Source organism: Shewanella sp. SM29 (genome assembly GCF_025654245.1).
In the GTDB taxonomy this organism is placed as follows: Bacteria; Pseudomonadota; Gammaproteobacteria; order Enterobacterales; family Shewanellaceae; genus Shewanella; species Shewanella oncorhynchi.
The window spans coordinates 32,398-57,446 of the sequence record NZ_JAKKRN010000018.1; the positions used below are offsets into that span (position 1 = coordinate 32,398).

Here is a 25,049-nt window from a genome sequence, read left to right on the forward strand (position 1 = left end):
TATTTTTAACGCTCAGGCACAGGGGTATGAGTCTAACATAGTGTTCACAATTGTCCTGTGAGTCAGTGCGCAACAACAGTATTAATCTTAGTTAATCCATTCCATCCACAACATCCCGCAAAGCAGGCCGACTTAAAGCCAGTGCCAGCCCTAGGATTGGTGCAGATCACAGAATCAACTAAACTCAGCGGCGGAACTGTGCGATACTTGTGCTCATTTTTTTAAGCATATGGCATTAGAGCGATAGATGGATAAGATTGAAATACGCGGCGCACGCACCCACAATCTCAAGAATATCAACCTGACTATCCCAAGGGATAAACTGATTGTCATCACGGGCTTATCGGGATCTGGCAAATCCTCCCTCGCTTTCGATACTTTATATGCCGAGGGCCAGCGACGTTATGTCGAGTCCCTATCTGCCTATGCTCGCCAATTTTTGAGTTTAATGGAAAAGCCCGATGTGGACCATATCGAAGGCTTAAGCCCGGCGATATCCATAGAGCAAAAATCCACCTCCCATAACCCACGTTCGACCGTGGGCACGATTACCGAAATTTATGATTACCTGCGCTTGATGTTTGCCCGCGTGGGTGAGCCGCGTTGTCCGACACATAATCAACCCTTGGCGGCACAAACCGTCAGCCAAATGGTCGATAAAGTGTTGGAAATGCCCCAAGACAGCCGCTTGATGCTGCTCGCACCTGTAGTCAACGCCCGTAAGGGTGAACACGTTAAATTGCTCGAAGGTCTATCAGCGCAGGGTTATATCCGCGCTCGTATCGACGGTGAAGTGTGTGACTTAACCGATCCGCCAACCTTAGACTTACACGTTAAACACACGATTGAAGTGGTCGTCGACCGTTTTAAAGTGCGTGACGATATCAAGCAACGCTTAGCGGAATCCTTCGAAACTGCGCTGGAACTCTCCGGCGGCATAGCGACCGTTGCCAGCATGGAAGACGACACGGGTACTGGTAAATCCAAAGGCGAAGAACTGATCTTCTCGGCCAACTTCGCCTGCCCGCACTGCGGTTATTCGATGGCGGAATTAGAGCCAAGGATCTTCTCCTTTAACAATCCCGCTGGCGCGTGCCAAACCTGTGATGGTTTAGGGGTACAACAATTTTTCGATCCTGAGCGAGTGATCACCAATACCGAGCTGTCACTGGCGGGCGGTGCGATTCGCGGCTGGGATAGGCGCAACTTCTACTATTTCCAAATGCTTAGCTCACTCGCCGAACACTATAAGTTCGATGTCGAAGTGCCCTACGAGCAGCTTAGCGAAAAAGTCCGCAAAATCGTACTTTACGGCTCAGGTAAAGAAAGTATTGCCTTTAAATACATTAATGACCGCGGTGATGTGGTGGTGCGTAATCACCCCTTCGAAGGCATTCTAAACAACATGGACAGGCGCTATCGCGAAACCGAAAGCAACTCGGTACGTGACGAATTAGCCAAGTTTATCAATACCCAAGCTTGTCAAAGCTGTGGTGGTTCGCGCTTACGCGAAGAAGCACGTAACGTGTTTTTAGGTGATATCAACCTGCCACAACTCACCACTTGGTCGATTGGCGAAGCCTTGGACTACTTCGAGAAAGTCGAGTTTAGCGGCCAAAAGGCGCAGATCGCCGAGAAGATTTTAAAGGAAATCCGCGATCGCTTAGGTTTCCTCGTGAACGTGGGCCTCAATTATTTGAGCCTATCACGCTCGGCAGAAACCCTCTCCGGTGGTGAAGCCCAACGTATTCGACTCGCCAGCCAAATCGGTGCAGGGCTCGTCGGCGTGATGTATGTGCTCGACGAACCCTCAATTGGTCTGCATCAAAGGGATAACGAGCGTCTGCTGCAAACCCTGATCCACCTGCGGGATTTGGGCAACACTGTGATTGTGGTTGAGCATGACGAAGATGCGATCCGTATGGCGGATCACGTGATCGATATTGGTCCAGGCGCAGGTGTACACGGCGGCGAAGTCATTTGTGACGGTCCGATTGAGAAGATCATCGCCTGTGAAGAATCGGTCACTGGCCAGTATATTTCCGGTAAGCGCAGCATTCATATCGATACGCCGCGCATTCCCTTCGACAAAAACCAAGTCATTCAATTGTTTGGCGCACGCGGCAACAACTTGCGCAATGTGGATTTAACCATTCCCATTGGCCTCTTCACCTGTGTAACAGGCGTATCGGGTTCGGGTAAATCGACCTTAATCAACGATACCTTCTTCAAGATCGCCCATAGAATGCTCAACGGGGCGACAGTGGATGAGCCTTCACCCTATGATCGTATCGAAGGGATGGAACTGTGCGACAAAGTGGTCGATATCGACCAAAGCCCGATTGGCCGCACACCGCGCTCAAATCCGGCCACTTATACGGGCATCTTTACCCCAATTCGCGAGATTTTTGCCGGAACCCAAGAGTCACGCACTCGCGGTTATCAAGTCGGCCGTTTCTCCTTTAACGTAAAAGGTGGACGCTGTGAGGCTTGCCAAGGCGACGGCTTGATCAAGGTAGAAATGCACTTCCTACCCGATGTGTATGTGCCCTGTGATTCTTGTAAAGGTAAGCGCTACAACCGCGAAACCTTAGAAGTACGCTATAAAGGCAAGAATATTCACGAAGTACTGCAGATGACAGTGGAAGATGCGCGTCAGTTCTTCGATGCCGTACCTGCCATTGCCCGTAAGCTACAAACCTTGATGGATGTGGGTTTGTCCTATGTGCGTCTCGGCCAAAGTGCAACCACACTTTCGGGCGGCGAAGCCCAAAGGGTGAAACTTGCCAAAGAGCTGTCCAAACGTGACACGGGCCAAACCTTGTATATCTTGGATGAACCGACCACGGGTTTACATTTTGCCGATATTCAATTGCTGCTCGACGTGTTGCATCGTCTCAAATCCCACGGCAACACGATTGTGGTGATTGAGCATAATCTGGATGTGATCAAAACCGCAGACTGGATTATCGACTTAGGCCCAGAAGGTGGCGGTGGTGGCGGTATGATTTTAGCCACAGGCACGCCGGAAGAAGTCGCCGAGCATCCAACCTCCCACACGGCACGCTTCTTAAAGCCACTGCTAAAACGGGATATCGAGCTGGCAAAGGCCAATAAAGCTAAGGCTTAACATTCGGCTCATGCCGCAGTTGGTCTGAATAATAAAAGCGCAGTCGCCCTAAGCACTGCGCTTTTTTTCGCTCAGCAATCCAATATGCTTAAGCTATCGCATACATATAGATCTCATTGAATTAGAATCGGATTTAGGCAAAGATGATATTCATCTTCTGGCGAAGGCTTCAGCGATAAGGAATGTCCATGCGTGATAGCACTCAGTCCCCAGTGACTCACCTTATATTACCGAGGCAGTATCAATCACTTTTAAGTAAAAACCTAAGCGACATAAACCTAAGCGCATCGACTCTATTCAACCACAGTCGTATCGGTCAGCTGCTCGCCAAGTTCAAGATCACGCACCTTATAAGACATCAATCCCAAAGACTTGGCTTATTAGCACTGGCCTGCGTTGTTGCAACGACCCTCACTGGTTGCGCTAACTCAACCGAAACTTGTGCACGCACTGAGCTAAAACTCACTTGGGCCGAGCCCACAGAGTTACAAGCGACAGTCACAGTATTAAGCTCGGATGAATTTGAAGGCCGCAAAACCCAAACTCAAGGTGCGGCAAAAAGTCGTGACTATATAAAGCAGCAATTTCAGGGGCTAGGTTTACAGCCTTGGGGAGCGGACTTTATCGTGCCCTTTGAATATAAAACCTTCTTCACCCAAGAAACTGGCGCCAACGTGGTCGCCACCGTGATGACGGCAGAACCGACGAATCGATGGCGCATTATCGTCGCCCACTATGATCACTTAGGCATGAGCGGCAGCAAGATTTACCACGGCGCTGATGATAACGCCTCGGGCGTCGCTGCTATGCTCGCCATTGCCAAACATTGGCAACAGCAATTTGCCCTACAACCCAATACCTTGCCTAAGGTAAACCTGATGTTTGTGGCAACCGATGCCGAAGAACCCGGGCTCTATGGCAGTATCGCCTTGGTAGAGCAACTCAAAACCCGCCTGCCAGAAGCGACTTTTGAGCTGATGTTGAATTTAGATATGGTGAGTCACCCCGGCAGGCCCTATGGGATTTACCTCGAAGGCAGTCGAAACTTCACTCAGTTCAATCAATTTAAACCCCTACTGAATCAACAGAACCGACTTTGCATTAAGCTCACGCACCCTAAACCCGTTGGTCGAAGCATACAAAGTACCGATTGGCTGCGGGCGTCGGATCATTACCCCTTCCACAAAGCGAATATCCCTTGGCTGTATTTTGGTGTGCCGACCCATCCCCAATATCACACACCAGAGGATACCGTCGCGACAATCGACATCACTTTTCTTGCGGCAGTGACAGAGTCAGCATTCGAGTTACTTCAATTAAATGTTGAATATTTAAAGAATTAATGGGAAGTGGCGCGTTTCTTGCTCAGTTTTAGCGAAAAAAATGCAGAAAACAGGTTAAATAGCGTGACTCTGATTGGTAAAGTGGCCGCCATGCTGCTATAATCCGTCGTTCGCGGGAAATCGACACGGGGTTGATTTTCTGTCTGTGAAACTTTAGCGCCATTTCGCGCGCGCATCCACAAGGCTACAACCCAATGTCATCCGATGAAAGAACTTTCCGTGAACTCGGCCTATCCGAGAATTTGTTGCGTGCTCTTGACGAGCTAGGTTATGAAAAACCAACGCCAATCCAATCAGCCAGTATCGATCCACTTATGGCTGGCAAAGATATTTTAGGTCAAGCGCAAACAGGTACAGGTAAAACTGGCGCCTTCGCGTTACCACTATTAAACAAAGTTACCAGCCAAACGACACCGCAAATTTTAGTATTAGCACCAACACGTGAATTAGCCGTGCAGGTTGCTGAAGCGTTCAGTAGCTATGCCAAATTTATGAAGAATTTCCACGTTCTTCCAATTTACGGCGGCCAAAGCATGCAACAACAGTTGAATGCCCTGAAACGCGGCCCACAAGTTATCGTTGGTACGCCAGGTCGTGTTATGGACCATATGCGTCGCGGCACCTTGAAACTCGACTCATTACAAGCTTTAGTGCTCGATGAAGCCGATGAAATGTTAAAAATGGGCTTCATCGATGATATCGAATGGATCCTTGAGCACACGCCAAGCGAACGCCAACTGGCGTTATTCTCTGCCACTATGCCAGAGCAAATTAAGCGTGTTGCTAACCAGCACTTACGTAATCCTGTACATGTTCGTATCGAATCAAGCCAAACTACGGTTGAGTCAATCGAACAGCGTTTCGTACAAGTATCACAACACAACAAACTTGAAGCCTTAGTACGTGTATTAGAAGTTGAAAACACTGAAGGTGTGATCATATTCGTCCGTACTCGTAACTCATGTGTTGAGTTAGCTGAAAAGTTAGAAGCCCGCGGTTATGCTTCATCACCACTACACGGTGACATGAACCAGCAAGCCCGTGAGCGTGCAGTTGATCAACTGAAACGTGGCAAGTTAGACATTCTGATCGCGACTGACGTTGCGGCCCGTGGTCTTGACGTTGAGCGTATCGGTCACGTTGTGAACTACGATATTCCGTATGATGCCGAAGCTTATGTACACCGTATTGGCCGTACAGGCCGTGCTGGCCGTACTGGTATGGCGATCCTGTTTGTGACTAGCCGTGAAATGCGCATGCTGCGCACTATCGAACGCTCAACTAACAGCCGTATTTCACCAATGAAAATCCCAAGCCCAGAGACAGTTGCAGAACGTCGTCTGTCTCGCTTAGGTGAGCAATTGGCTGAAACAATCAACGGCGATTTAGATTTCATGAAAGAAGCTGTTGCTCAATTATGCCAACAGTTAGAAGTCGATACAGATCTGCTAGCCGCTGCATTATTACAGCAAGTTCAGCAAGAACGTCCTTTGCAATTGCCAGCCATTCAAGAACGTGTTCGTGATGAACGCAGTGAGCGCACTGAACGTAGCGACCGCGGAAGTGATCGTAATGACCGTGGTGGTGAGCGTGGTGAACGCAGAAGTCGCGAACCGCGTCCAATGCCAGCAAGCTTAGGCTCAGCTGAAGCGTTGAAAGACAACCCAGATTTGAAAATGTGCCGTTACGTGATCGACGTAGGTCGTGAGAATGGTGTAGGTGTGGGTAACATCGTTGGTGCTATCGCGAACGAAGCTAACATCGACAGCCGTTACATTGGCGCAATCCAACTTTACGATGCAGTGACCACTGTTGACCTGCCAGACGGCATGCCAAAAGACGTGTTACAGCACCTACGTAAAGTACGTGTTTGTGGCAAGCCATTGAACATCCGCGAAGCTGGCGATCAAGTATTTGTTGATTCAGGCCGTAGTGCTCGTTCAGACCGTCCTGCTGGTGACCGTAAACCACGTGGCGATCGTCCAACAGGTGACCGCCCAGCGGGTGATCGTAAGCCTCGCGCTGCGTCTACTGGTGACAAGCCATTTGCTGACCGCAAACCTCGTGCAGACAAACCTGCCGGTGAGCGTAAGCCACGTAAACCACGTGAAGACTAATCTAGCTTAAGCTAGAGACTAAAAAAGGAGCCTAGGCTCCTTTTTTGTTGTCTTAACATCGCACTAGCTCAAAGCACACTGGCCAGTTGATATTTCAAGCTGATATAGTCAGTGCAAGAACGCCTAGTTTAAGGATATAAAATGGATTTTTTAGCACTGATCACTTCCCCATTTACCTCGGCACTGCCCGAACTCGCTAAGTCATGCCACAAAGATAAAACTTTATTAATCATGGTACTTGTCGGTTGCACTCTGTTTGCGGGCTTTATTGGAATGTTAGTCGCAATGGCAAATTAACTTGCAGTTAAGCCAACATGTCTATTAGTGTCGACTTAGTCTTTAGCAACGCATCTAGTGTATTTCGATGAAAAAAGCCTTTAACGCCGGCCTGTTATCCGCCTTTGTCGCCCCCGGCAGCGGCCATTTTTACCTAAAACATAAACGCTCGGCACTGGTATTTTTTAGCTTAGCGGTCGTGAGTCTTGTGCTGTTGCTCATGCAAATCTATCAAGTGGCACAAGTGATCGCATTAGATATTCAAAACGGCACCTTACCGCTTGATATCGGCGTGATTTCTGCCGAAATCACGCAACAAACCCAGACCACAATTGCCAATGCCAATGAGCTGCTCTATGGCTTTTTGCTCTGCTGGTTAGTGGCATTACTCGACAGTATTCGGCTTGGGCTTAAACAAGATAAGCTGGATACACAAAGTAACCGCTAAATATCTTTTGACTCTTAGCTAGGCCGTAGCGACAAAAGCGATTTTGATATTGACCGAATATTTTTAATCAATTGAAATATTTGATATTAGTTTTTAACTGCCGCGGAAATAACACCATAAACAGTCAAGATGAGTGACGATATGTTAACTGAGCAACAACACAATTTTATCCTAAGTGAAGTGTCACAACCTGTGATAACGATAGCTACAGAGGTCAATTTTGCCGAACGCTATGCCTCTATGTTGGCACGCTTTCCTAAACTTCCTGGCGATTTTAATCCTAAGGTACCGTCCGAGCGTCAACAAGCACTGGTTGCCCAGTTTCCATATCCGATTCGTTTTTATACAAGCGAGGGGGGATATTTCATGCTAAATGCGAAAAAGTTCGCCTACCCTCATATGACGCTTATGATGGAGATGCAGCAGTGGGTTACCTTCCGTTTTAACCTATGGCGTGAAGATAAACGCATCGGCGGCGGCTCTTATCAAAATATTGCCGTGGCGGAGCGCTTAGCGCGAGGTGAAGAGATTGACTGGGATAACGACTGGCGTACACAACATCAGCCATGGTGCTATAACGAAGATCAATTACAAACGGTGCTAACGGAAAGTTTTGCACTATTTGATGACCTTTGTAAGCAATTACCTAAGTAGTCACAGGAGTTAATTGAGATATATGCGGCTAAACAGGTTAACCGCATAAGCATAAATTATTTAGGCCATGCTTTAATCAGGCTGTGGTAGCAAGAGACCAGTAAATCAGCCGCTTGGGCATAATCGGGAATGGTTTCAGGACAATAGAGGGCACAGTGACTACCCGCATTGCGCGCAGTTTGCAGATCAAACAGATAATCGCCCACATACAAGATATCTGCGGGGGCGAGTTGCCACTGCTGGCAAATAAGATGAATACCTTCGGGATGCGGCTTAGGCTGCGCATCGTAGCGCGTTAATACTAATGCGATATCTATGCCGAGTTTATCGATAGTGATTTGCGCCGCTTCTGGCATATTGCGAGTCAAAATAGCCAAGGGCAGTGACTTGGCCCGTAGGTATTCGATAAGCTCCCTCGCGCCATCAATCCAGCTGGCCTTGAGTGAACTTTGTCTTTCGTACTCATGGACGATTTCCAGCGCCAGAGCCCGTTCTTCATCAGTACTCAGACTCTCGACATGGGCCAAGATATCTGTACCAGAATGAATCCCCAACTCACGCCGCAGCCCAGCAAAATCGGGATTAGAATGCGCTAAGGTGCCGTCGAGATCGAAGATGACACCACGGATATCCTGAAGTTTTAATTCGCTGAGTCTAGTGATCACTGGCCTTTCCCATAGATAAAATGTCTGCGTTAGACAGCCTGCAAACGCTTCGCCTGACGATTACGGTACATAGGCAGCAATTGCACCACCATCACAGACACAATAATCACGCCAATCCCCAGCAGAGATAAACCATCTAATTCATCAGCGCGGAATACTTCTGGCCACCAGCCAAGGCTCACCACTAACGCCGTGGCACTAAAGCTAAATACTGGCGTTAGGGCCAACATGGCACTGACCTGCGCCGTCGGCCAGTACTTCATCGACTGGCCAAAACAGCCATAGGCGATCAAGGTATTGGCGGCGCAAAACAGTGCTATCTGCCAATCGAAGCTGTCCATACGGACAAACTGACTAAAGTCGCTAAAGGGAGCCATTACGAAAATACCTAAGCCATAGATCACTAAGAGCACGTTCGCGGGCGACAAACGATTCAGTAAGGATTTTTGCAATAAGGCATAGCTAGTCCACGACAGTGCTGAGAACTGGATGATCATCACCCCAATCCAAACCTGATGATTATTAGCCCCAGAAAAATTTAAATTAGGATGGAAAAACATCAACATACCTAAAGCTAAGGTTGCAAAACAGCTGAGTTGCACTGCATTAAGCCGTTCCTTAAAAAACAACACACCACCAAACGCGAGGAAAAAGGGTGAAGTCTGGAAATTAAGTTGGGCGGCGCCGGGTGCGAGGTAATCGAGTGAGTAAACAAAAGACACATAATTGAGCATCAAGAAGATGCCAGCAAGCACTAACCTTAACCAAACTTTGGCATCGAGTGCTGCAAATTGCTTAAGACTACCTGCACTCCATTGGATCACTATGCTGACTAAAAGCGCGACCAGAAAACGAAACCAAGTAAGAGTTACGGGATCAATAAAGGCCGCAGAGAGCTTTAATGCTATCGGTAACATGCCCCAAAATAAAACCGCAACTGAGATGAACAGGAGCCCAAGCTGAGCATGATTATTTGCCTGAGGGGCGTTATGGCTAAGGTTCACGGAGGAGTCCAGTAGAAACCGCAAAATGGACAGCCATTCTGGCACTGAGCCAACACAATATCTAGCGGATCAGCATGGAAACATTCGCGTTAGATTGGATACTTTAGCTGACACTTATGTGAGGCAAGTTTCAACATCTTACGATAATTGGAATATTGGCCGCACTCTTGATTCAACTGCAGCAGATTTACCCCGAAAGCCAACATTGGCATTTCCCGCGTTGCCAATAACCGAGTATATTTGGCCCATAAAAATGGCTTCTGTCACACACTCTCTAGGCCACTTCTTTTTAAGCTAACGCTTTAAATAGGAAAGTTAATGTTATCTACCGCCACGATCGAACAAGTTAAAACGCATATTAATACCGCAGCCAAAGAATTAGCCGAGCGCCGCGCAGCAGGCACGAGCGGCGATTTACTGATCCCAGAACTGAGGCCAACCAGCTTCGAACAGGCCTTCGCTATTCAACAAGCCGTAGCAGAAATATTTAAAGCAAGCGATAACAATCCTATCGCGGCGTGGAAATGCCTATTACCAACGGCGGAAAAAACCGTCGTAGCGCCTATTTATCAAGATGATGTATATCAACAATCGACCACTTGCCCACTCTATCCATCGACTAAAGGCCTGGCCCGAGTCGAACCCGAACTCGCCTTCGAGATTGCTCGCGATTTACCGCCAAGAAGCACGCCTTACACAGAGGCTGAAATCGACGAGGCCTTAGGCCACACACGCTTAGCCTTGGAATTGATCAAAAGCCGCTACCACACACCCAGTGAAGCGACGCATTTTGATGCCCTCGCCGATGGCTTAGTCAATCAAGGACTGTGGTTAGGGCCAGTGCTTAATCCGCAAGAAGGTTTAGAGACGAGCTGTTTTGAACTCAGCGTTGATATTGCCAATGGCGAGCACCAGCAAAGCGACACACTGCAAAAATCCGCCATTCATCCTAACGGTTTCCCTAAGGCGGGACTCTACTGGTTAGTTAACTTTTTATCCGCCCAAGGCATTAGCTTAACTCAAGGGCAATATGTGATCACAGGCTCTTACGCTGGCGTCCTCGATCTGCCATTGGCACAGATCTGCAAATTTGAATACGGCGCGCTTGGACAGTTCGCCGTGACTTTCACTACTAAGTGATTGCGGCGAGTAAAACGACAAAACACTGATAAATAAGCGAACTCAGTTTCAGCTGGGCTCGCTTATTTTCAATCTCAGTTCTCAGTGCTCAGTTATCTGCATTCACCACAAGCATCATTAACAAAATCCAAACTAACTTGCCTCGAAATGTACACCTATGTATCATCTAAATTCATCAATAATAAGGATATATAGAATGTCGCACGGAAAAATGCTGCCAATCGCCTGTCTTCTTGCCCTCACTTTAGGCACTTCTCTTAGCGTGCATGCCTCAGAAAATAGCTTTACCAAAGCCTATAGTGACTATCAAGCTGCCGTAGAAAAAGGCGATGCTGCAAATATTGAAGCGAGCGCAAAAACCGCTTATCAACTCGGCGAAGCTCAATATGCCAAAGACAGCGTCGACTTAGCTAACCTAGCCATGAACTGGGCCTGCGCGATAGAAAAGCAAGTTGCACCTTACCCATTTACAGAAAATAATCTGCCAAAAACGGCTAAGGCGAATGAATTGTATCAACTCGCTCTGGCTAACTATAAAGTTCATTATGGCAAAGAAGCGCTTGAGCTTATCGATCCCTTACTGGGTGCTGCACAAACCGCCGTTGAAGCCAAAGATGCGAAAAATGATTTGCTTACTGCTATCGCAATTGCTGAAAAATCCGATAAAAAGAAACTGCTCGCCGATGTAAAAATGGCCGCCTTCAACCGCTTATCAAATACAGAGCTATACACCAAAAGCGTAAGAAGCTATGCCTTCGATGCCTATGATATTTATAAAGAGATTTTACCAGAGAACGCCATAGACAGAGTCAAGGCAACCTATGTGGTGGGTGCCGTTGAGTATGCAGAAAAGCATGATGACAAGGCGATTCCATTGCTTTTAGAAGTCGTTAAGCAGTTTGAAGCCCTTAACTTTAGCCATCCCTATGCCTTAAGTGCCCACGCTTATTTAGTGGAACTCTATGAGCGTCAAGGAAAACGTGACGAATCCACCGCTCACTGTATTGCTATCGGCAAGATGAGCCCCTGGGCCGACACTCAGGAGCAACAACCGCTGTTTCGTACGGTACCAAAATACCCCAAGTCCTACCTCCTACAACGTAAAAGCGGCTATGTAACCCTTAACTTCACTGTTGATGAGATGGGATTTGTGAAAAACCCTGAAGTGCTCGAATCCAAAGGCGGTGTGCTATTTGAGAAATCCACACTAAAAATGATCGAAGAATGGCGTTATGCCCCTAAGTTTGACAATGGCAAACCAGTGTCAGCTCAAACCACAGTGCGTATAGATTACTATGTTGATAAATCTTAATATTTTCAGTAACCTATAACAGATTATTTCACCTCATAACCTAGCCCGTCGCTCACACTCGATGGGCTTTTTTCATCCTGTGTTGCAATCAGCCCCTGACTTAAACTCTGCTTGAGTTTGCTTAGACAGGTTTGGCAAATACACGCATCGGCAGACGGTAAAATGGGGCTGATTGCCCCTTGCAGCGAATCTGATGCTTGCGCTTGCAACACCGCCAAAGGCGGAAACACCTGCTTAGTACACCAACAATCCTCAATACCCTTACCAACAATCACAGCACATTGATTCGCGCCTTGGCACAGAGGGCAAATTTGTGATTCCGTAACACTTAAATCTTGTAACGACTTGGACATCAATATCCTCGTAAATAACATAGGTTATTTATTCTTAGAGATGGCGATCATAACGGTTTTTAGCCACTCAAGTTGAGTTGCTTTGCCACAAAGAAAGATAACTGTATCATCAGTTGCGTTGGTATCAATTGTCATTGTTTACCCTAGGCTCGACACATTATGTTGATATTCTCTATGCCTCTATCGGTCAGATACTGTAAAGCGTCCTTTTCTGATTTGCCAAAAGATTAAGCACTTGCACTCCAGTGACACGCCAACTTTGATTTAGAAATGAGTCATCCCTGAGGGCTCGACGACGGCATCCTTGCCGCCAACGGTCACTTCCATGCAAGTACTTAATCTCGTTAATTCCCAAGTATACCTGTCGCTAAATTTAACAATGGATGTTTCAATAAAGTTCAATTGGTTGTATTCATCAAGTTATCTAACTTAAATGATATTTGGATGTATTCATTTGGCTCAGTGAACCGCATTCCTGTGCTATAGCAAGTGTGTTCACAGATGCATACACGGTGAACTCATTTTGTTGTTAATTCGAAGGTTGAATAGATAAAGTATTTATTTCGAGGAATCCTTTAGGACCCGCACAAGGGGCTGATAATAGCTTGCTAAAATGTATAGCGAAGCAAAATCGAGCAAGCTTTTAGCAGTCCCTTCACTTAATGTGCTTGTTAACTATACTTTTCCGATTCAAATTCTGTATTTGACCATACTAAACCAAGCTCTGGACTTTCCAGCGAAAACTCTGAAAATACGCAAGTGTATGACTGAGCTACGTCACACATAAAAGATACCCAGTTTATGAAGTCTTCTTCACTCAATTCATTACCATAAGGGCGAGTTGTACCAGTTAAGAATTGATACCCTTTTTCGTCAACCTCACTCAGCTCTATTTCATAGTTTTCGCTGAGCTGTTGGGCTAATTTATTTAACTTCGATGAAACGTCACAAAAATGAGAAAAATCTATAGCGAAAACTGTTTCCTCATTTGCTCCAGAGCTTACAACAGCATTCCATAATTGAGTTGCTTCATCTATTTTTCTGTTTTTGATTCGGGCGTAATATTCTTCCCAAGTTTTTTGCGGATCGCTCATAGAACTCCCTGTATAGCTAACGCCCGCATAAACGGGGCAAAATGCTTGGCTATAATTTGAGAGGAACGTACACAAGCCAAGCTTTTTATGTCCGCCTCTTAATGCGCTCGTTAGGTGTTTTTACTAGTTTGCTTTCCTTGTCGATAGATACGCCGAATCATTTCATTTGCTTCGAACGTAGTACCCGAAAGATTTTCTCCTGTCCAATTTGGTCCGATACGTATATTTGACGCAACCAAATCAAGTACCCATTCAGCTTCAAATTCATCGAGTTCTATTGAAGTCGGTACTCCGCTATCAAAATCTTTAAGGAGCTCAATCACTTTTGTTACTCTGGATTCAGAAGACCAAAATGGAAGTACCTGTGAACCATCTTCTTCAAACCACTGCAATAAAGATTCATCTTCAAATTCAATAGTCCAAAGCAGTTTCGTCTTGTACACCTCTCTGCAGAATGCTGCCACCTGCGACATCATACTCATAAGAACACCTAACAGTGTATTACCCGCTCTTCTACTAGAAACCAACGAATAGAGTTGAACATTGGAATTAGCTGAGTAAATAATTTAATTATTCTAATAAGTTAGCATTAACCTCAGTATGGTATCAACGTTTTTCATCCTGAAAAATCGAGTCCTTATTAACCGAGAAGCATTTTGGCTTGTTAAAAAATGAGGTGGATATCATTTGGTATTTCCTCTTACTTAGGAAATACAGTAAGGTGTAACAAGAGTTTGTTTCCTTTGACCAAAAACCAGCGTAAATCAGCTTCTTAGAAAACGTAGAGAGGGTTCGACTCCCTCAATACGTTTTGCACATTCGAGATAGTGAATAAGCCACTTATAGCGAAAATCTCCGTATGCTTTTAAAGCGACAGTTAACACTGATGTCCGAAAGGTGAGTCATGGTGATTTGCGAGACGACCGTCCGCCCCATGGACGGGGCGGTCGAGCATCCACGGATGGACTAGCTGCGTGTCGGTGAGAAAGTGCCATGACAAGCCTAAACTCTTGGGCTAATTAATAAAAAAGCCAGCAAAGCTAAATGCTTGCTGGCTTTTCTGTCTAACTTATTCACTCGCTTTATAACATCACACGAGCGCTTAATCTCAGCGGCTCAACTATGACTTCTTAGGAAAAATCGGATAGGACTCAGTGCCTAATACTTTGCCATCAACAGCGAGACCATAGTAATCGCTGTCATTATGGTATTTCTCCTGCGCTTGCTTTACATCACCCTTGCTACGTGGGTCCTGCGGACGCTCATGAGAGTTGATGTAAGCGGCAACATCCCATGCCTGTTGGTTCGTCAACTGCATGCTCTTACCAAAGGGCATGTTTTCATAAATGAAAAATGCGGCAGTATTGACCCTGTGCATTCCCGCTCCCCAGTTATAACTTTGAGATCCCCACAGCGGCGGTAGTGCATACACACCCGCAATGGCTTGACCTTGCCCATCAACACCATGACAAGTTTGGCAATGGGCGACATACACGGCTTTACCTCGTTCAGGTGAATAGGCTTGTTCGGGTTTTGGGATCTCAGGATAAGCTCGACCCGGCAAGTTAGCACGTTGCTCAACTGTCATCGCCTTAGCTAATGCCTCTGGTAGTGGGAAGTCATCCCGCTTAGCACCTTTGACTAACTCAGCATCACTGATCTCAGGAACAGGGCCACTGATATTAGCCTCATCCATCAAGCCGCCCATGCCTAACCAATAGGCGTAGGCAGAAAGCGCCACTAACTCAGGGCTACTTGATGCGGGGGCTTTACCATTCATCGAATAGTTAAAACAGCCTTGGATGCGTTCTTCAAAGCTACTGACTTTATTGTCTTTTTTACGATACGCCGGATAAGCAAAATACGCACCCCAAAGGGGTGATGCATTGGCTTTACGGCCTGCATCCATATGGCAATTGGTACAGTTAAGCTCATTACCCACATACTTATCACGCAGCTGTTGCGTATTCACAAACAGTTGATAACCTAAACGCACTTTGTCACCAAAGGCGCCTTCGGGAATCGCACTCAAAGGTCTAGGGGTAAGATAGGTTTGATCTGCGACCTTAGGGAAAGAAGGCAGCGGAGCTTGCTTATCTGGCCGTTCTTGTACTGGCTCAGTTTCAGCTTGCGCCTGAACGGTTAACGACCCCATCGCGGCCAGTAATAACATTGCGGAATATTTCATGGCCGGCTCCTTATTTTAAATTCGCAAAGTAGTTGGCTAACGCATCAATCTCGGCGACAGTGAGCTTATTCGCGACGCTCCCCATCATGCCATCGACGTCACCTTTACGTGTTCCCGACTGCCATGCCAATAATTGCGTTTTGATATAACTCGCCTGTTGACCTGCTAAGCGAGGAAATAAGCCGCCACCTAATGCAGAAGGACCATGGCAGGTCACGCAGGCTGGTAAACCACGGGACCAATCACCTTGATAGGCTAAACGGGCGGTGTCGTCATTAAAAACAACTTGTTCACCGCGGATAACAGGCTTGACGTCATTGGCAGGCTTAGCTGAAAAATAGCTCGATACTTGCTCAATACCGTCACCTTGGAGCGTCATTGCCATCGGCATCATAGTCGCGTTTTGGCGAACGCCCGCTTGGAAATGCTGCAATTGTGTCGAGATATATTCTTTAGATAATCCCGCTAATCGAGGGCCGAGTGGTTCAATACCCTCACCCGCTGCCCCATGGCAAGACACACATAACTGTGCAGCTTGTGGCATAACGTTCATCAATTGTTTGTCAGAAGGCTCGGCGGCAGCGGCATAGCCGCTACATAGCGTTAAGCCTATGACTAATGTTTTAATCTTCATGTTCTATCCTTGAAGAGAATTAAGCTCTAAAGCATAGGGGTTATTGTTATTTATGTTTGTGCTCACACACTAAACCCATTTTAAAATCAGCCGCTCATTTTTAAAACAGCCAATAAATGAGCCTTAACATTCATTAAGAGTCACTTATTGTTCAATTCAAACGGGATAAATTTACCTTACTCTGTACAAGGTTAAGCTGCAAGCCTTCAAGACTTAATGGCCTGTTCAATAACCAAATCGCGTCGATTCGAAATGATTCAATAACTTATGTATCAAATAGCATAAAAGCAACGTGCCAACGATAGCGATTAAAATACTGCTCACTCGGTATAAAGCACTGAAGATTAAGTCGTTACCTGGGGTCAAATACTGCCCAAACAAAATCCCTAACGTGGTCATAGCACCAAAACCCACGCCAGAGCCATTCGCCTCGCGCACATGGGCTTGGCTAAAAATCATCAGTCCAATCCACAGCAAGGGGACAACTAACATCAATAACCCAGACCAATCATAGAGCAGCAACTGCACGAGTATCCCAAACGACACCCCCAACAGGGTGCCTATGGCGCGCTTACGGGCGTAGTCGAGTGCACCATTCCAATGCATAGGAAACAATAGCAAAAGAGTGGTCGCTTGAGCCGACATCGAATCCCGCAGATCAAATATTTGGAATACCAGAAATGATGCGGTCGCTATGGTCGCGCCGAGTAACGCTTCGTGGCGCATTCGATGTGGCGCCTTAGGTCCAGGCTTGTAAGCCGCCCTTGGTTCCACATCGGGCCAGAGTGCCGTCATAGCGTAGGCGATAACCACCGACAGTGCTGTCGCCCAAAAATTACTGAAAACTAAGTCGTTTAAGTCAACGCCGGGATAGCTTGCAAAGTGCAGCATGATACTGAGACTCAGCACACCGTTGGCACCAAAGAGAAACAAACTGCCGCGGGACATGGCCGCAAAGCGGTATAAAAATAATAGGAAAACGATGGGAGTCATCATACCGGGATGGCTGCCAAAGAAACCGCCGAGTAACCCAACCTCTAACCCAGCCATGGCAGATGAAGCTAATAATTGGCGCATAGCATGGCCATTCATCACTGGCACTAATCCGAGTAGTAGCATAGGTGTCACAGTGAAGAAGACTCCATTGCTCCAACCAAAAATTTTACACAGGGTAAAACCTAAGGTCGCGCCAGTCGCAATCCGTAAACACTGGCGTAAATCGTTGGCCGTCAATGGGCTATGGCGTAGTAACATGCTCGTCGCCTTATTCTATCGATACATTAAATGAGGATGTTTAGCTGGCTTATGCTGTGTTCACACTTATGTTGCTTTGAAGCGTTCACTCAAGCCGCTCGCGGCAAATACAAACCAACCGCGAGTCACTCGTGCTCGTCAACACAGATAAGTACTAATGGATATGCCGGTAAAGATGCTGGTAAATACGCTAGTAAACATTCGAGTAAATAGGCTAGTAAATATAGTGCAGCAAGCTGATTGCTTTAATCTGCACCTTAGCGAGCAAACTAAACAGGCTATTCTCGGGCAGCAGTTGCACGGTCGCGCGCGCACCCGCAGGTAAGCTGTTCATTGCCATACCATCTAACACTAGATGTAATCTCAATCTTTGGGCATCACGTACCCAACGGTCCGATTCCTGCGGCGCGGCTAAACGGCCATTGGCATCGAATTGCCCTGCACTCACGCCCGCATCAACACTGCTCACCGTCGCACGATATAAACGCCCTGGTTCGCCATCGAACGCAATCAAAGCGGTCGAAGTAGCATTCACGCCACGCAGACTCTTTTCACGAAAATCAGCAATAATATCCACTTTATCCGATACCACGGCCAACAGAGGTTGCCCCACGGTCGCAAAACTACCGACTTCTAACTGCAGGTTAGTCACTATCCCATCTTGATCGGCACGTATTTCGGTGTAAGACAGATTAAGCTCGGCTTGGGCTAAATGATTTTGCGCCTGACGCACTTTAAGATTCTCTTCGCCATAACTGCCACGACTCACTTTGAGTTTTTCTAAACGCGCATTGGCGGCAAGCAAATTGGCTTCAGCAGCTGCGGCATCGCTATCGGCTAGCTCCTTTTGCTGCTGCGATACGCCATGGGTGGCATACAAGGCATCGAGACGTTTAGCCTCGCTGCGTTTTTGTTGTGAGGTGGTTTTATTGGCATTGACCTCGGCCTTAGCTGCTAGTAGCGAGGCATCTAACTCAGCATTATCTTGACGGGCTTGCTCTAAGGCCAATTTAGCTTGCGATACCGCTAACTCATAAGGCGCTGGATCGACTTGAAACAACAAATCGCCCTTGGCAACCGCTTGGTTATTGGTCACGGCTATGGTCTGGATTTTACCGCTGATCTGCGGTGTCACTTTAGTCACTACACGGGTCGCCATGGCTTGAGGCGTCAATGGCATCATAGTGTCGGCCAGCATGAAATAGCCAAAAACCATCACAAAGCCAAACATGGCAAATTTTACTAAACGGGCAAACTGTTGATCCGGTGTCATCTTCTTTCTCACAAAAGGGTGTCTGTAACCTTGGTTAATTTGGCGCTGGCGTTGTCGCTGATCAGGCTAATAATGCGTTCAAATTCGCTCAACTCTTCGGCACTGATCCCGCCTAATAACTCACGGCGCACTTGAATAATCCGCGCTTCCATTTGCTTTAAAACATCTAATCCCGCTGGCGTCAGGCTCACAATTCTTGCTCGCTTATCTTTGTCACAACAATGACGCTCGACTAGACCTTGCTCTTCTAATTGCCCTAAGGTGCGCATTAGCGAAGCCAATTCAATTTCTAAGGCATCGGCCAACACTTTTTGGCTAACACTGTCGCCTAAACGCAACAGTTTCCATAGGGCAGTCCAACGAGGATGAGTTAATCCTAAAGGTGCTAGCTCAACATCGGCCACGGTACGCCACAGTCGATGCAGACGGCCTAAATGCTCCGCCAGTGATAACTCTTTTAGTCGCTCTAATTCTTTTTGCATCTTGCTCACCTATTTAGTTAGCGTGCTAAGCATTATACTTAGTTAGCAGGCTAAGTAAATATTTAGGCCCAAAATAGATCTGTGTCCAAGGGCACGAAACGAGCGTAAGAGGGAATAAATAACTTAAAAAGGTTCGCGCCCTCTCAAATCTTATCAAGTTGTATCTCTATAATATCAAAAGGATAAATTGAGTTGATTTGCACATGAATTGGAGGCTGTTTTGATAAATCTAAAAATTAGTACGAGGATCGTTATTGGGATCTGTCTATTACTGTTAACAGTAATGAGCTTTATCATGCCGCTCGTTCTCTCTGAATTCAGTCGCCAAGTTGCAGAATCCGAGCAAAGAGAACTCCATAAGATCTATGAAACCGCTGTTGCCGAGATAGCCTCATCGGGCAAATTAGCCGAAGCAATGGCAACCATCATCTCACTCACGCCAGAAGTTCAAAGCACCTTTGCAACAGGCGAGCGTGATGAACTCACCGCCCGTACCTTACCTATATTTACCCAACTTAAGCGCGATTTTGCGGTTCAGCAATTCCAATTCCATAGACCACCAGCCACTTCTTTTTTACGCTTGCATCGTCCCGAAAAATTTGGCGATGATCTCACCAGCATACGCAAGACCATAGTTGAAACAAATAGCCAAAAGCGCCCTCTTTACGGCTTGGAATATGGAGTGGAAGGATTAGGTATTCGTGGTTTAGTTCCAATGAGTTACAACGGGCAACACACAGGATCAGTTGAGTTTGGCATGTCCTTTGGTCAACCCTTTTTTGATAATTTTAAACAAGCCTATCAAGCAGAAATTGCCCTCATCTTGCCAGATGATTCTGGATATAAGTTATTTGGCGCTACATTCACGCCTGATACCCAAGCGACAGATGAACTCAATAACGTCATGCAAGGCCATGAAGTCATACGCACTATTTCCTTAAATAACAAAACCTACGCCCTGTATCGCCACGCCATAAAAGATTACTCAGGAAACGTGTTTGGCGTACTCGATATTGCGATGGATAGAACCCATTCAGAACAAGCGATAGCGGATATTCGCCTTAAGTTGATCCTTATCGGTTTAGTGGCTCTGGTCATTGGAACTGCCATTGCTTGGTTTATTGCCAAAGGGATTACTCGCCCTATCGCTGAAACCACCCAAGCCATGAATGATATCGCTGAAGGTGAAGGCGATTTAACCCGCAGAATCGCGGTAAAAGGTAAGGATGAAATTGCTGAATTATCGATGGCATTCAACCGCTTTGTAGAAAAAATCCACAACACAGTTTCTCACGTAGCCGACTCAACAAGCCTGCTCGCCACCTCTGCTGAAGAAATGTCGAGCATTACGCGGGAAACCCAGAAGATGGCGAGTCGTCAGCACCTCGAAACTGAGCAAGTTGCCACCGCAATGAATGAAATGGCCGCAACAGTACAAGAAGTTGCCCATAACGCTACCGATGCGGCCGATGCCGCCAATCATGCCAATGACTCAACCGAACAAGGCAAATTGGTTGTACAAAAAGTGGTAAGCACTATCGCCATACTGGCCGAGGAAATAGCCACAGCAGCGAGTGAAATCAATGAATTAGAGCGTAATACCGCTGAAATCGATTCTGTACTTGTGGTTATCCGTAATATTGCCGACCAAACTAATTTACTCGCACTCAATGCGGCAATTGAAGCCGCAAGGGCGGGAGAACAAGGTCGAGGGTTTGCAGTCGTTGCCGATGAAGTACGCACTCTGGCGAGTCGCACTCAAGCATCTACGGCAGAAATTCAGCAGATGATCGAAGCGCTTCAGCATAAAGCTAAGTCTACAGTCAATGCGATGGAAACCAGCACCCGCACCACTCAAAGCTGTGTATCCCAAGTTCACCAAGCGGGTGAAGCACTCGAAGCCATTACCCATGCGGTTTCCACCATTAGCCAGATGAATATCCAGATCGCCAGCGCTGCAAATGAGCAATGTGCGGTTTCGGCAGAAATTAATAAAAATGTTAATAACATCAATGATATTGCGACCAATGCGACAGATAGTGCGGTACAAACTGCACGCGCTGGCGATGAACTTGCCCAACTCGCAGCCCGTTTAACAACTTTATTAGCTCAATTTAGAATTTAAACAAAACAAAACGCCGCATTCTCTGCGGCGTTTTTATTAGCTTATTTTATAAGGTTTTATTTAGGACGCACGCCTAAAGTGTGGCAAATCGCGTAGGTCAATTCGGCGCGATTTAAGGTGTAGAAATGGAAATCCTTCACGCCTTCGCGGGACAGCACTTTCACCATGTCGATGGCCACGTTTGCCCCCACCAATTGGCGTGTACCCGCATCGTTTTCTAGGCCGTCGAATTGCTTATGTAACCAATTAGGTAACGACACATTGGTCATGCCAGCGAAACGTTTTAGCTGGGTAAAGTTAGTCACAGGTAAGATGCCCGGCACAATTTCAACGTCGATACCAGCGGCAACGCAGCGGTCACGAAAACGCAGGTAAGATTCCACATCGAAGAAAAATTGGGTAATGGCACGGCTCGCACCCGCATCAATCTTGCGCTTAAGGTTGATCAAATCCGCCTGTGCATTGCTCGCATCGGGATGCACTTCTGGATAGGCCGCAACGGAAATATCAAAGTCAGCCACAGAGCGCAGTAAACGCACTAAATCGACCGCAAAACGGGTTGGCTTTGGGCTGCTCGCGGGTAAATCACCACGCAGTGCCACTATGTCACGAATGCCCGACTTCCAGTAATGCTTAGCCAGTTCTAACAGCTCTTCATCGCTGGCATCCACTAAGGTTAAGTGCGGCGCGGCAACGAGGTCGGTTTCCTGTTGGATACGTTCAATCACGCCATGGGTGCGATCGCGAACACCTGAGTTAGCACCGTAAGTCACAGACACAAACTTAGGATTCAGCGGCTCTAAACGACGAATAGAGTTCCACAGGATCTGTTCCATTTCGGGGGTCGATGGCGGGAAAAACTCAAAAGAAACATTAATATCGCCATTAAGCTCAGACAAGCTCTGGTTCAGCGATTGTGAATGTTGTGCGTGATGAAAAGCCATGTGTATTTCCTCAACCGCCCTTGGCGCTACTCTTTGCTAGTATGAATTCGTTCAAATGGACGTTTGGACGTCTATATGTCCATATACTAGAGAAACTGAGATGTAAGTCAAGCCCAAAAATACCCATAAACCGCATTTAATCTCAGTTAATTCGATAGATTTATTCTAGCCAATAAAAAAGGACTCGAATGAGTCCTTTAAGAGGCTTGATATCGCGTTATTCCTGCAGCAGATCGCGACAGATCTGAGTCAGATCCGACTGCACCGCCGCAGCGGTCACTTCGCGTCCAGCGCCCGGTCCACGGATGATCAGCGGATTACCTTGGTAGAAGACACTGCGGATCACAAACACATTATCACCAGGGGTTAAGTTGGCGTAAGGGTGATGAGTATCAATCCACTGCAAACCCACCTCGGCCTTGAGCTCTGGGCCGCTGTTGTCTAAGGATGCCACATATCTGAGCACCTTATTTTGCTCCGCCGCCGCACCATACTGTTGCAGCAGATCGGCATCTAACTCGGCAATGCGGGTGAGAAATTGATCTAAGGGAATATCCGCCAAAGCGGCTGGTACGAGTGAGCGCAGCTCAATATCTTCAAGCTCGATTTCAAGGCCAATCTCACGGGCTAAGATAAGCAGTTTACGCTGCATATCACGGCCGGAGAGATCGTCGCGGGGATCGGGTTCAGTAATACCTAAGCCTCTGGCTTCAATCACTAATTCTGAAAATGGCTTACTAGTATCGTATTTCTCAAACAACCAACACAAGGTGCCGGAGAAAATCCCGCCCACCGCTTCAACGCTATCACCGCTGTTACGCAGATCATTTAGCGCATGTTGGATAGGTAAACCAGCGCCACAGCTGGCGTTATAGCGCCAAAACAAACGACGATTACCCAGTTGCTGCTTTAACTCTCGATAGAAAGGCAGTGGACCCGAGCCCGCAAGTTTATTCGCGCTCACCACATGGATGCCACGCTCGAACAGTTCTGGATATTGCAGCGTCAAACTGGCGCTGGCACTGATATCTAAGGCCACCAGCTCATCGCAGTTAACTTGCTCTAATTGCTCGAATAAATGTTCATACTGCCAAGGCGTGGCTTCAGTATTAAACTCTGTTTGCCACGCGGCAAGATTAATCCCAGTGGATTTAATCAAGGCTTTACTCGAACTGACCAAACCGACTAACTCAACACTGGCTTCGAGTTCATGGTCCAATGATGGTGAAACCGACTTAAACAGATCGATCCAAGCCTCACCGATATTACCCACACCGAGCAGCAGGACACCAATGCGTTTACGCGGGCCAGCGCAGCGGCGGTGAACTTTTTGGGTTAACAGATTCACCTGTGACTGGGGCACTAACGTCACTAAACTTAAATCGCCACTGAACAAAGGTTTAGCATCACGGCTCAGTAAACGGGCGAAGCTGCGGCGATAATGTTCGGCGTCGGCACTCACTAATGCGACTAAACCAAAATCTGTGTTGATCTGCTGATCACTGATCCCTAATGCTTCTGCCTCGGCATCGAGTAATCTTTGAACTTGTTTTTGATTCTCAGCGGTATAGGCAAGTTCAACCCTTTGATGGGCAGAGGTCCAATGGGCCAATGGCGTTAAACCCGCGGCGATCAATAAATCTAATAAACGGGTTAACTCACCCGTGAGTTTAAAGCCGAACAGGACAACAGCATTGAGATTAGTCACCACAGGCGCGCTCGCCGACGAACTGTGGGGCGCGATTAAGGTAAAGTCGGTGTGGGACGCATAACTTGAACGCACCGCTAAGCTCACTTCGGTATTGAATAACGGCTGCAAAGTGCGCGAATGCAATACTGGCGAGCCTAAACGCGCTAGGCGATCGGCTTCGGCAAGTGACATGCTTTTCAGTAACTTGGCATCGTTGATTTTATTAGGATCGGCGTTGAACACCCCTTCCACATCGGTCCAAATGGTCACGCGCTCGATATCAGCGAGACTCGCAATCAGGCTGGCGCTAAAATCTGAACCATTACGACCAAGTAACAAGGTATCGCCACGCTCGTTAGCGCAGATAAAGCCGGTGATCACCAGCCGTTCATTTGGGTGGGCGGCTAATAGGGCTTGTACTTTAGCGCGGGATTCTTGTACCCGAATTTGCGGCACAGCGGCTTCATCGGCCACTAAAATTGAACAGGCATCCACATGGCTTGCCGCCACGCCCGATTCACGCAGCAGCGCCGCCATCAGGCGTGCCGACCAACGTTCGCCAAAGCTTACCACATGGTTAATTTGGTAATCGTTGCGGGTATCTAAGGACAATAAGCTGATGAGCTGCGCTTTATCAGTGGCCAAACGCTCACGCAGATCTCGGGCTTGTTCATTCGACAACAACTGCTCAATCAACCCCTGTTGGTAACTGATCAGCACTTGTAACTCTTCTTGCCATAGCTGACCCGCATCACGCAGCGCTAATAATTTATACAGGAAATTCGTGCTTTTACCCGCCGCAGAGACCACCACGAGATCATCACTATGACCGTGGGTTAACAGGATATGGGCGACTCGGCGATAACAATCGGCATCCGCTAAACTGGAGCCACCAAATTTATGTAAGTGACAACGTGCCATCT

21 protein-coding genes are annotated in these 25,049 nt (G+C 47.1%); 9 read left to right on the top strand and 12 right to left on the bottom strand.

All coding sequences use genetic code 11. The features are described from left to right. The first annotated feature begins 247 nt into the window (after positions 1 to 247). The 6 genes from uvrA (at position 248) to L5L77_RS13620 (ending at position 7,968) form a co-directional block, all read left to right on the top strand. Positions 248 to 3,130, top strand: a complete 2,883-nt coding sequence (gene uvrA, locus L5L77_RS13595) for an excinuclease ABC subunit UvrA (protein ID WP_105251335.1) — start codon at positions 248 to 250, stop codon at positions 3,128 to 3,130. A gap of 188 nt (positions 3,131 to 3,318) precedes the next feature. After that, the gene (locus L5L77_RS13600; protein WP_219250634.1) at positions 3,319 to 4,473 is read left to right on the top strand and encodes a M28 family peptidase; all 1,155 of its coding nucleotides are present in this window, start codon (positions 3,319 to 3,321) and stop codon (positions 4,471 to 4,473) included. 194 nt (positions 4,474 to 4,667) lie between these two features. Then, complete coding sequence (locus L5L77_RS13605) at positions 4,668 to 6,590, top strand: DEAD/DEAH box helicase (protein ID WP_011847889.1); 1,923 nt, start codon at positions 4,668 to 4,670, stop codon at positions 6,588 to 6,590. A gap of 141 nt (positions 6,591 to 6,731) precedes the next feature. Further along, positions 6,732 to 6,887 carry a hypothetical protein gene (locus L5L77_RS13610; protein WP_168825603.1) on the top strand — a complete coding sequence of 52 codons (156 nt, stop codon included), beginning with the start codon at positions 6,732 to 6,734 and terminating at the stop codon, positions 6,885 to 6,887. Positions 6,888 to 6,954: 67 nt separating this feature from the next. After that, on the top strand, positions 6,955 to 7,314 hold the full coding sequence (locus L5L77_RS13615) for a hypothetical protein (RefSeq protein WP_198573411.1): 360 nt from the start codon (positions 6,955 to 6,957) through the stop codon (positions 7,312 to 7,314). Positions 7,315 to 7,443: 129 nt separating this feature from the next. Then, the gene (locus L5L77_RS13620) at positions 7,444 to 7,968 is read left to right on the top strand and encodes a hypothetical protein (protein ID WP_263186123.1); all 525 of its coding nucleotides are present in this window, start codon (positions 7,444 to 7,446) and stop codon (positions 7,966 to 7,968) included. 56 nt (positions 7,969 to 8,024) lie between these two features. Here the strand turns inward: L5L77_RS13620 and L5L77_RS13625 are convergent, their stop codons facing one another. After that, positions 8,025 to 8,633 carry an HAD family hydrolase gene (locus L5L77_RS13625; protein ID WP_263186124.1) on the bottom strand — a complete coding sequence of 203 codons (609 nt, stop codon included), beginning with the start codon at positions 8,631 to 8,633 and terminating at the stop codon, positions 8,025 to 8,027. A gap of 29 nt (positions 8,634 to 8,662) precedes the next feature. Further along, complete coding sequence (locus tag L5L77_RS13630) at positions 8,663 to 9,637, bottom strand: DMT family transporter (RefSeq protein WP_113940039.1); 975 nt, start codon at positions 9,635 to 9,637, stop codon at positions 8,663 to 8,665. A 318-nt stretch (positions 9,638 to 9,955) separates the two neighbouring features. On the opposite strand from L5L77_RS13630, the gene L5L77_RS13635 reads away from it, so the two are divergent. Together L5L77_RS13635 and L5L77_RS13640 are read left to right on the top strand one after the other, a co-directional pair. After that, complete coding sequence (locus L5L77_RS13635) at positions 9,956 to 10,777, top strand: hydratase (RefSeq protein ID WP_263186126.1); 822 nt, start codon at positions 9,956 to 9,958, stop codon at positions 10,775 to 10,777. Between the two features lie 196 nt (positions 10,778 to 10,973). Then, entirely contained in the window at positions 10,974 to 12,089 is a 1,116-nt protein-coding gene (locus tag L5L77_RS13640) for an energy transducer TonB (RefSeq protein WP_263186127.1), read from the top strand. 23 nt (positions 12,090 to 12,112) lie between these two features. On the opposite strand, the gene L5L77_RS13645 is transcribed toward L5L77_RS13640, so the two are convergent. The 8 genes from L5L77_RS13645 to slyA form a co-directional block, all read right to left on the bottom strand. Then, the gene (locus L5L77_RS13645) at positions 12,113 to 12,442 is read right to left on the bottom strand and encodes a cysteine-rich CWC family protein (protein ID WP_263186129.1); all 330 of its coding nucleotides are present in this window, start codon (positions 12,440 to 12,442) and stop codon (positions 12,113 to 12,115) included. Positions 12,443 to 13,113: 671 nt separating this feature from the next. Continuing rightward, complete coding sequence (locus tag L5L77_RS13650; protein ID WP_263186130.1) at positions 13,114 to 13,536, bottom strand: hypothetical protein; 423 nt, start codon at positions 13,534 to 13,536, stop codon at positions 13,114 to 13,116. Between the two features lie 110 nt (positions 13,537 to 13,646). Continuing rightward, positions 13,647 to 14,018 (bottom strand): DUF2750 domain-containing protein, encoded by a 372-nt coding sequence (locus L5L77_RS13655; protein ID WP_011626036.1) that lies wholly within the window; start codon positions 14,016 to 14,018, stop codon positions 13,647 to 13,649. A 638-nt stretch (positions 14,019 to 14,656) separates the two neighbouring features. Then, entirely contained in the window at positions 14,657 to 15,724 is a 1,068-nt protein-coding gene (locus L5L77_RS13660; protein WP_263222924.1) for a c-type cytochrome, read from the bottom strand. 10 nt (positions 15,725 to 15,734) lie between these two features. Next, complete coding sequence (locus tag L5L77_RS13665; protein ID WP_212600089.1) at positions 15,735 to 16,358, bottom strand: c-type cytochrome; 624 nt, start codon at positions 16,356 to 16,358, stop codon at positions 15,735 to 15,737. A gap of 225 nt (positions 16,359 to 16,583) precedes the next feature. Next, positions 16,584 to 17,612 (bottom strand): DUF2955 domain-containing protein, encoded by a 1,029-nt coding sequence (locus tag L5L77_RS13670; protein WP_212600088.1) that lies wholly within the window; start codon positions 17,610 to 17,612, stop codon positions 16,584 to 16,586. Positions 17,613 to 17,826: 214 nt separating this feature from the next. Then, positions 17,827 to 18,885, bottom strand: a complete 1,059-nt coding sequence (locus L5L77_RS13675) for an HlyD family secretion protein (RefSeq protein WP_263222927.1) — start codon at positions 18,883 to 18,885, stop codon at positions 17,827 to 17,829. A gap of 8 nt (positions 18,886 to 18,893) precedes the next feature. Beyond that, complete coding sequence (gene slyA, locus L5L77_RS13680; protein ID WP_105251323.1) at positions 18,894 to 19,367, bottom strand: transcriptional regulator SlyA; 474 nt, start codon at positions 19,365 to 19,367, stop codon at positions 18,894 to 18,896. A 223-nt stretch (positions 19,368 to 19,590) separates the two neighbouring features. Between slyA and L5L77_RS13685 the strand changes: the two genes are divergently transcribed. Further along, positions 19,591 to 21,492 carry a methyl-accepting chemotaxis protein gene (locus L5L77_RS13685; protein ID WP_263222963.1) on the top strand — a complete coding sequence of 634 codons (1,902 nt, stop codon included), beginning with the start codon at positions 19,591 to 19,593 and terminating at the stop codon, positions 21,490 to 21,492. Between the two features lie 56 nt (positions 21,493 to 21,548). Here the strand turns inward: L5L77_RS13685 and metF are convergent, their stop codons facing one another. Further along, the gene (gene metF / locus L5L77_RS13690; RefSeq protein WP_263222929.1) at positions 21,549 to 22,436 is read right to left on the bottom strand and encodes a methylenetetrahydrofolate reductase; all 888 of its coding nucleotides are present in this window, start codon (positions 22,434 to 22,436) and stop codon (positions 21,549 to 21,551) included. Between the two features lie 217 nt (positions 22,437 to 22,653). Beyond that, positions 22,654 to 25,047: a bifunctional aspartate kinase/homoserine dehydrogenase II gene (locus tag L5L77_RS13695; protein ID WP_131524363.1), complete on the bottom strand. Its 2,394-nt coding sequence runs from the start codon at positions 25,045 to 25,047 to the stop codon at positions 22,654 to 22,656. Positions 25,048 to 25,049 lie beyond the last annotated feature (2 nt).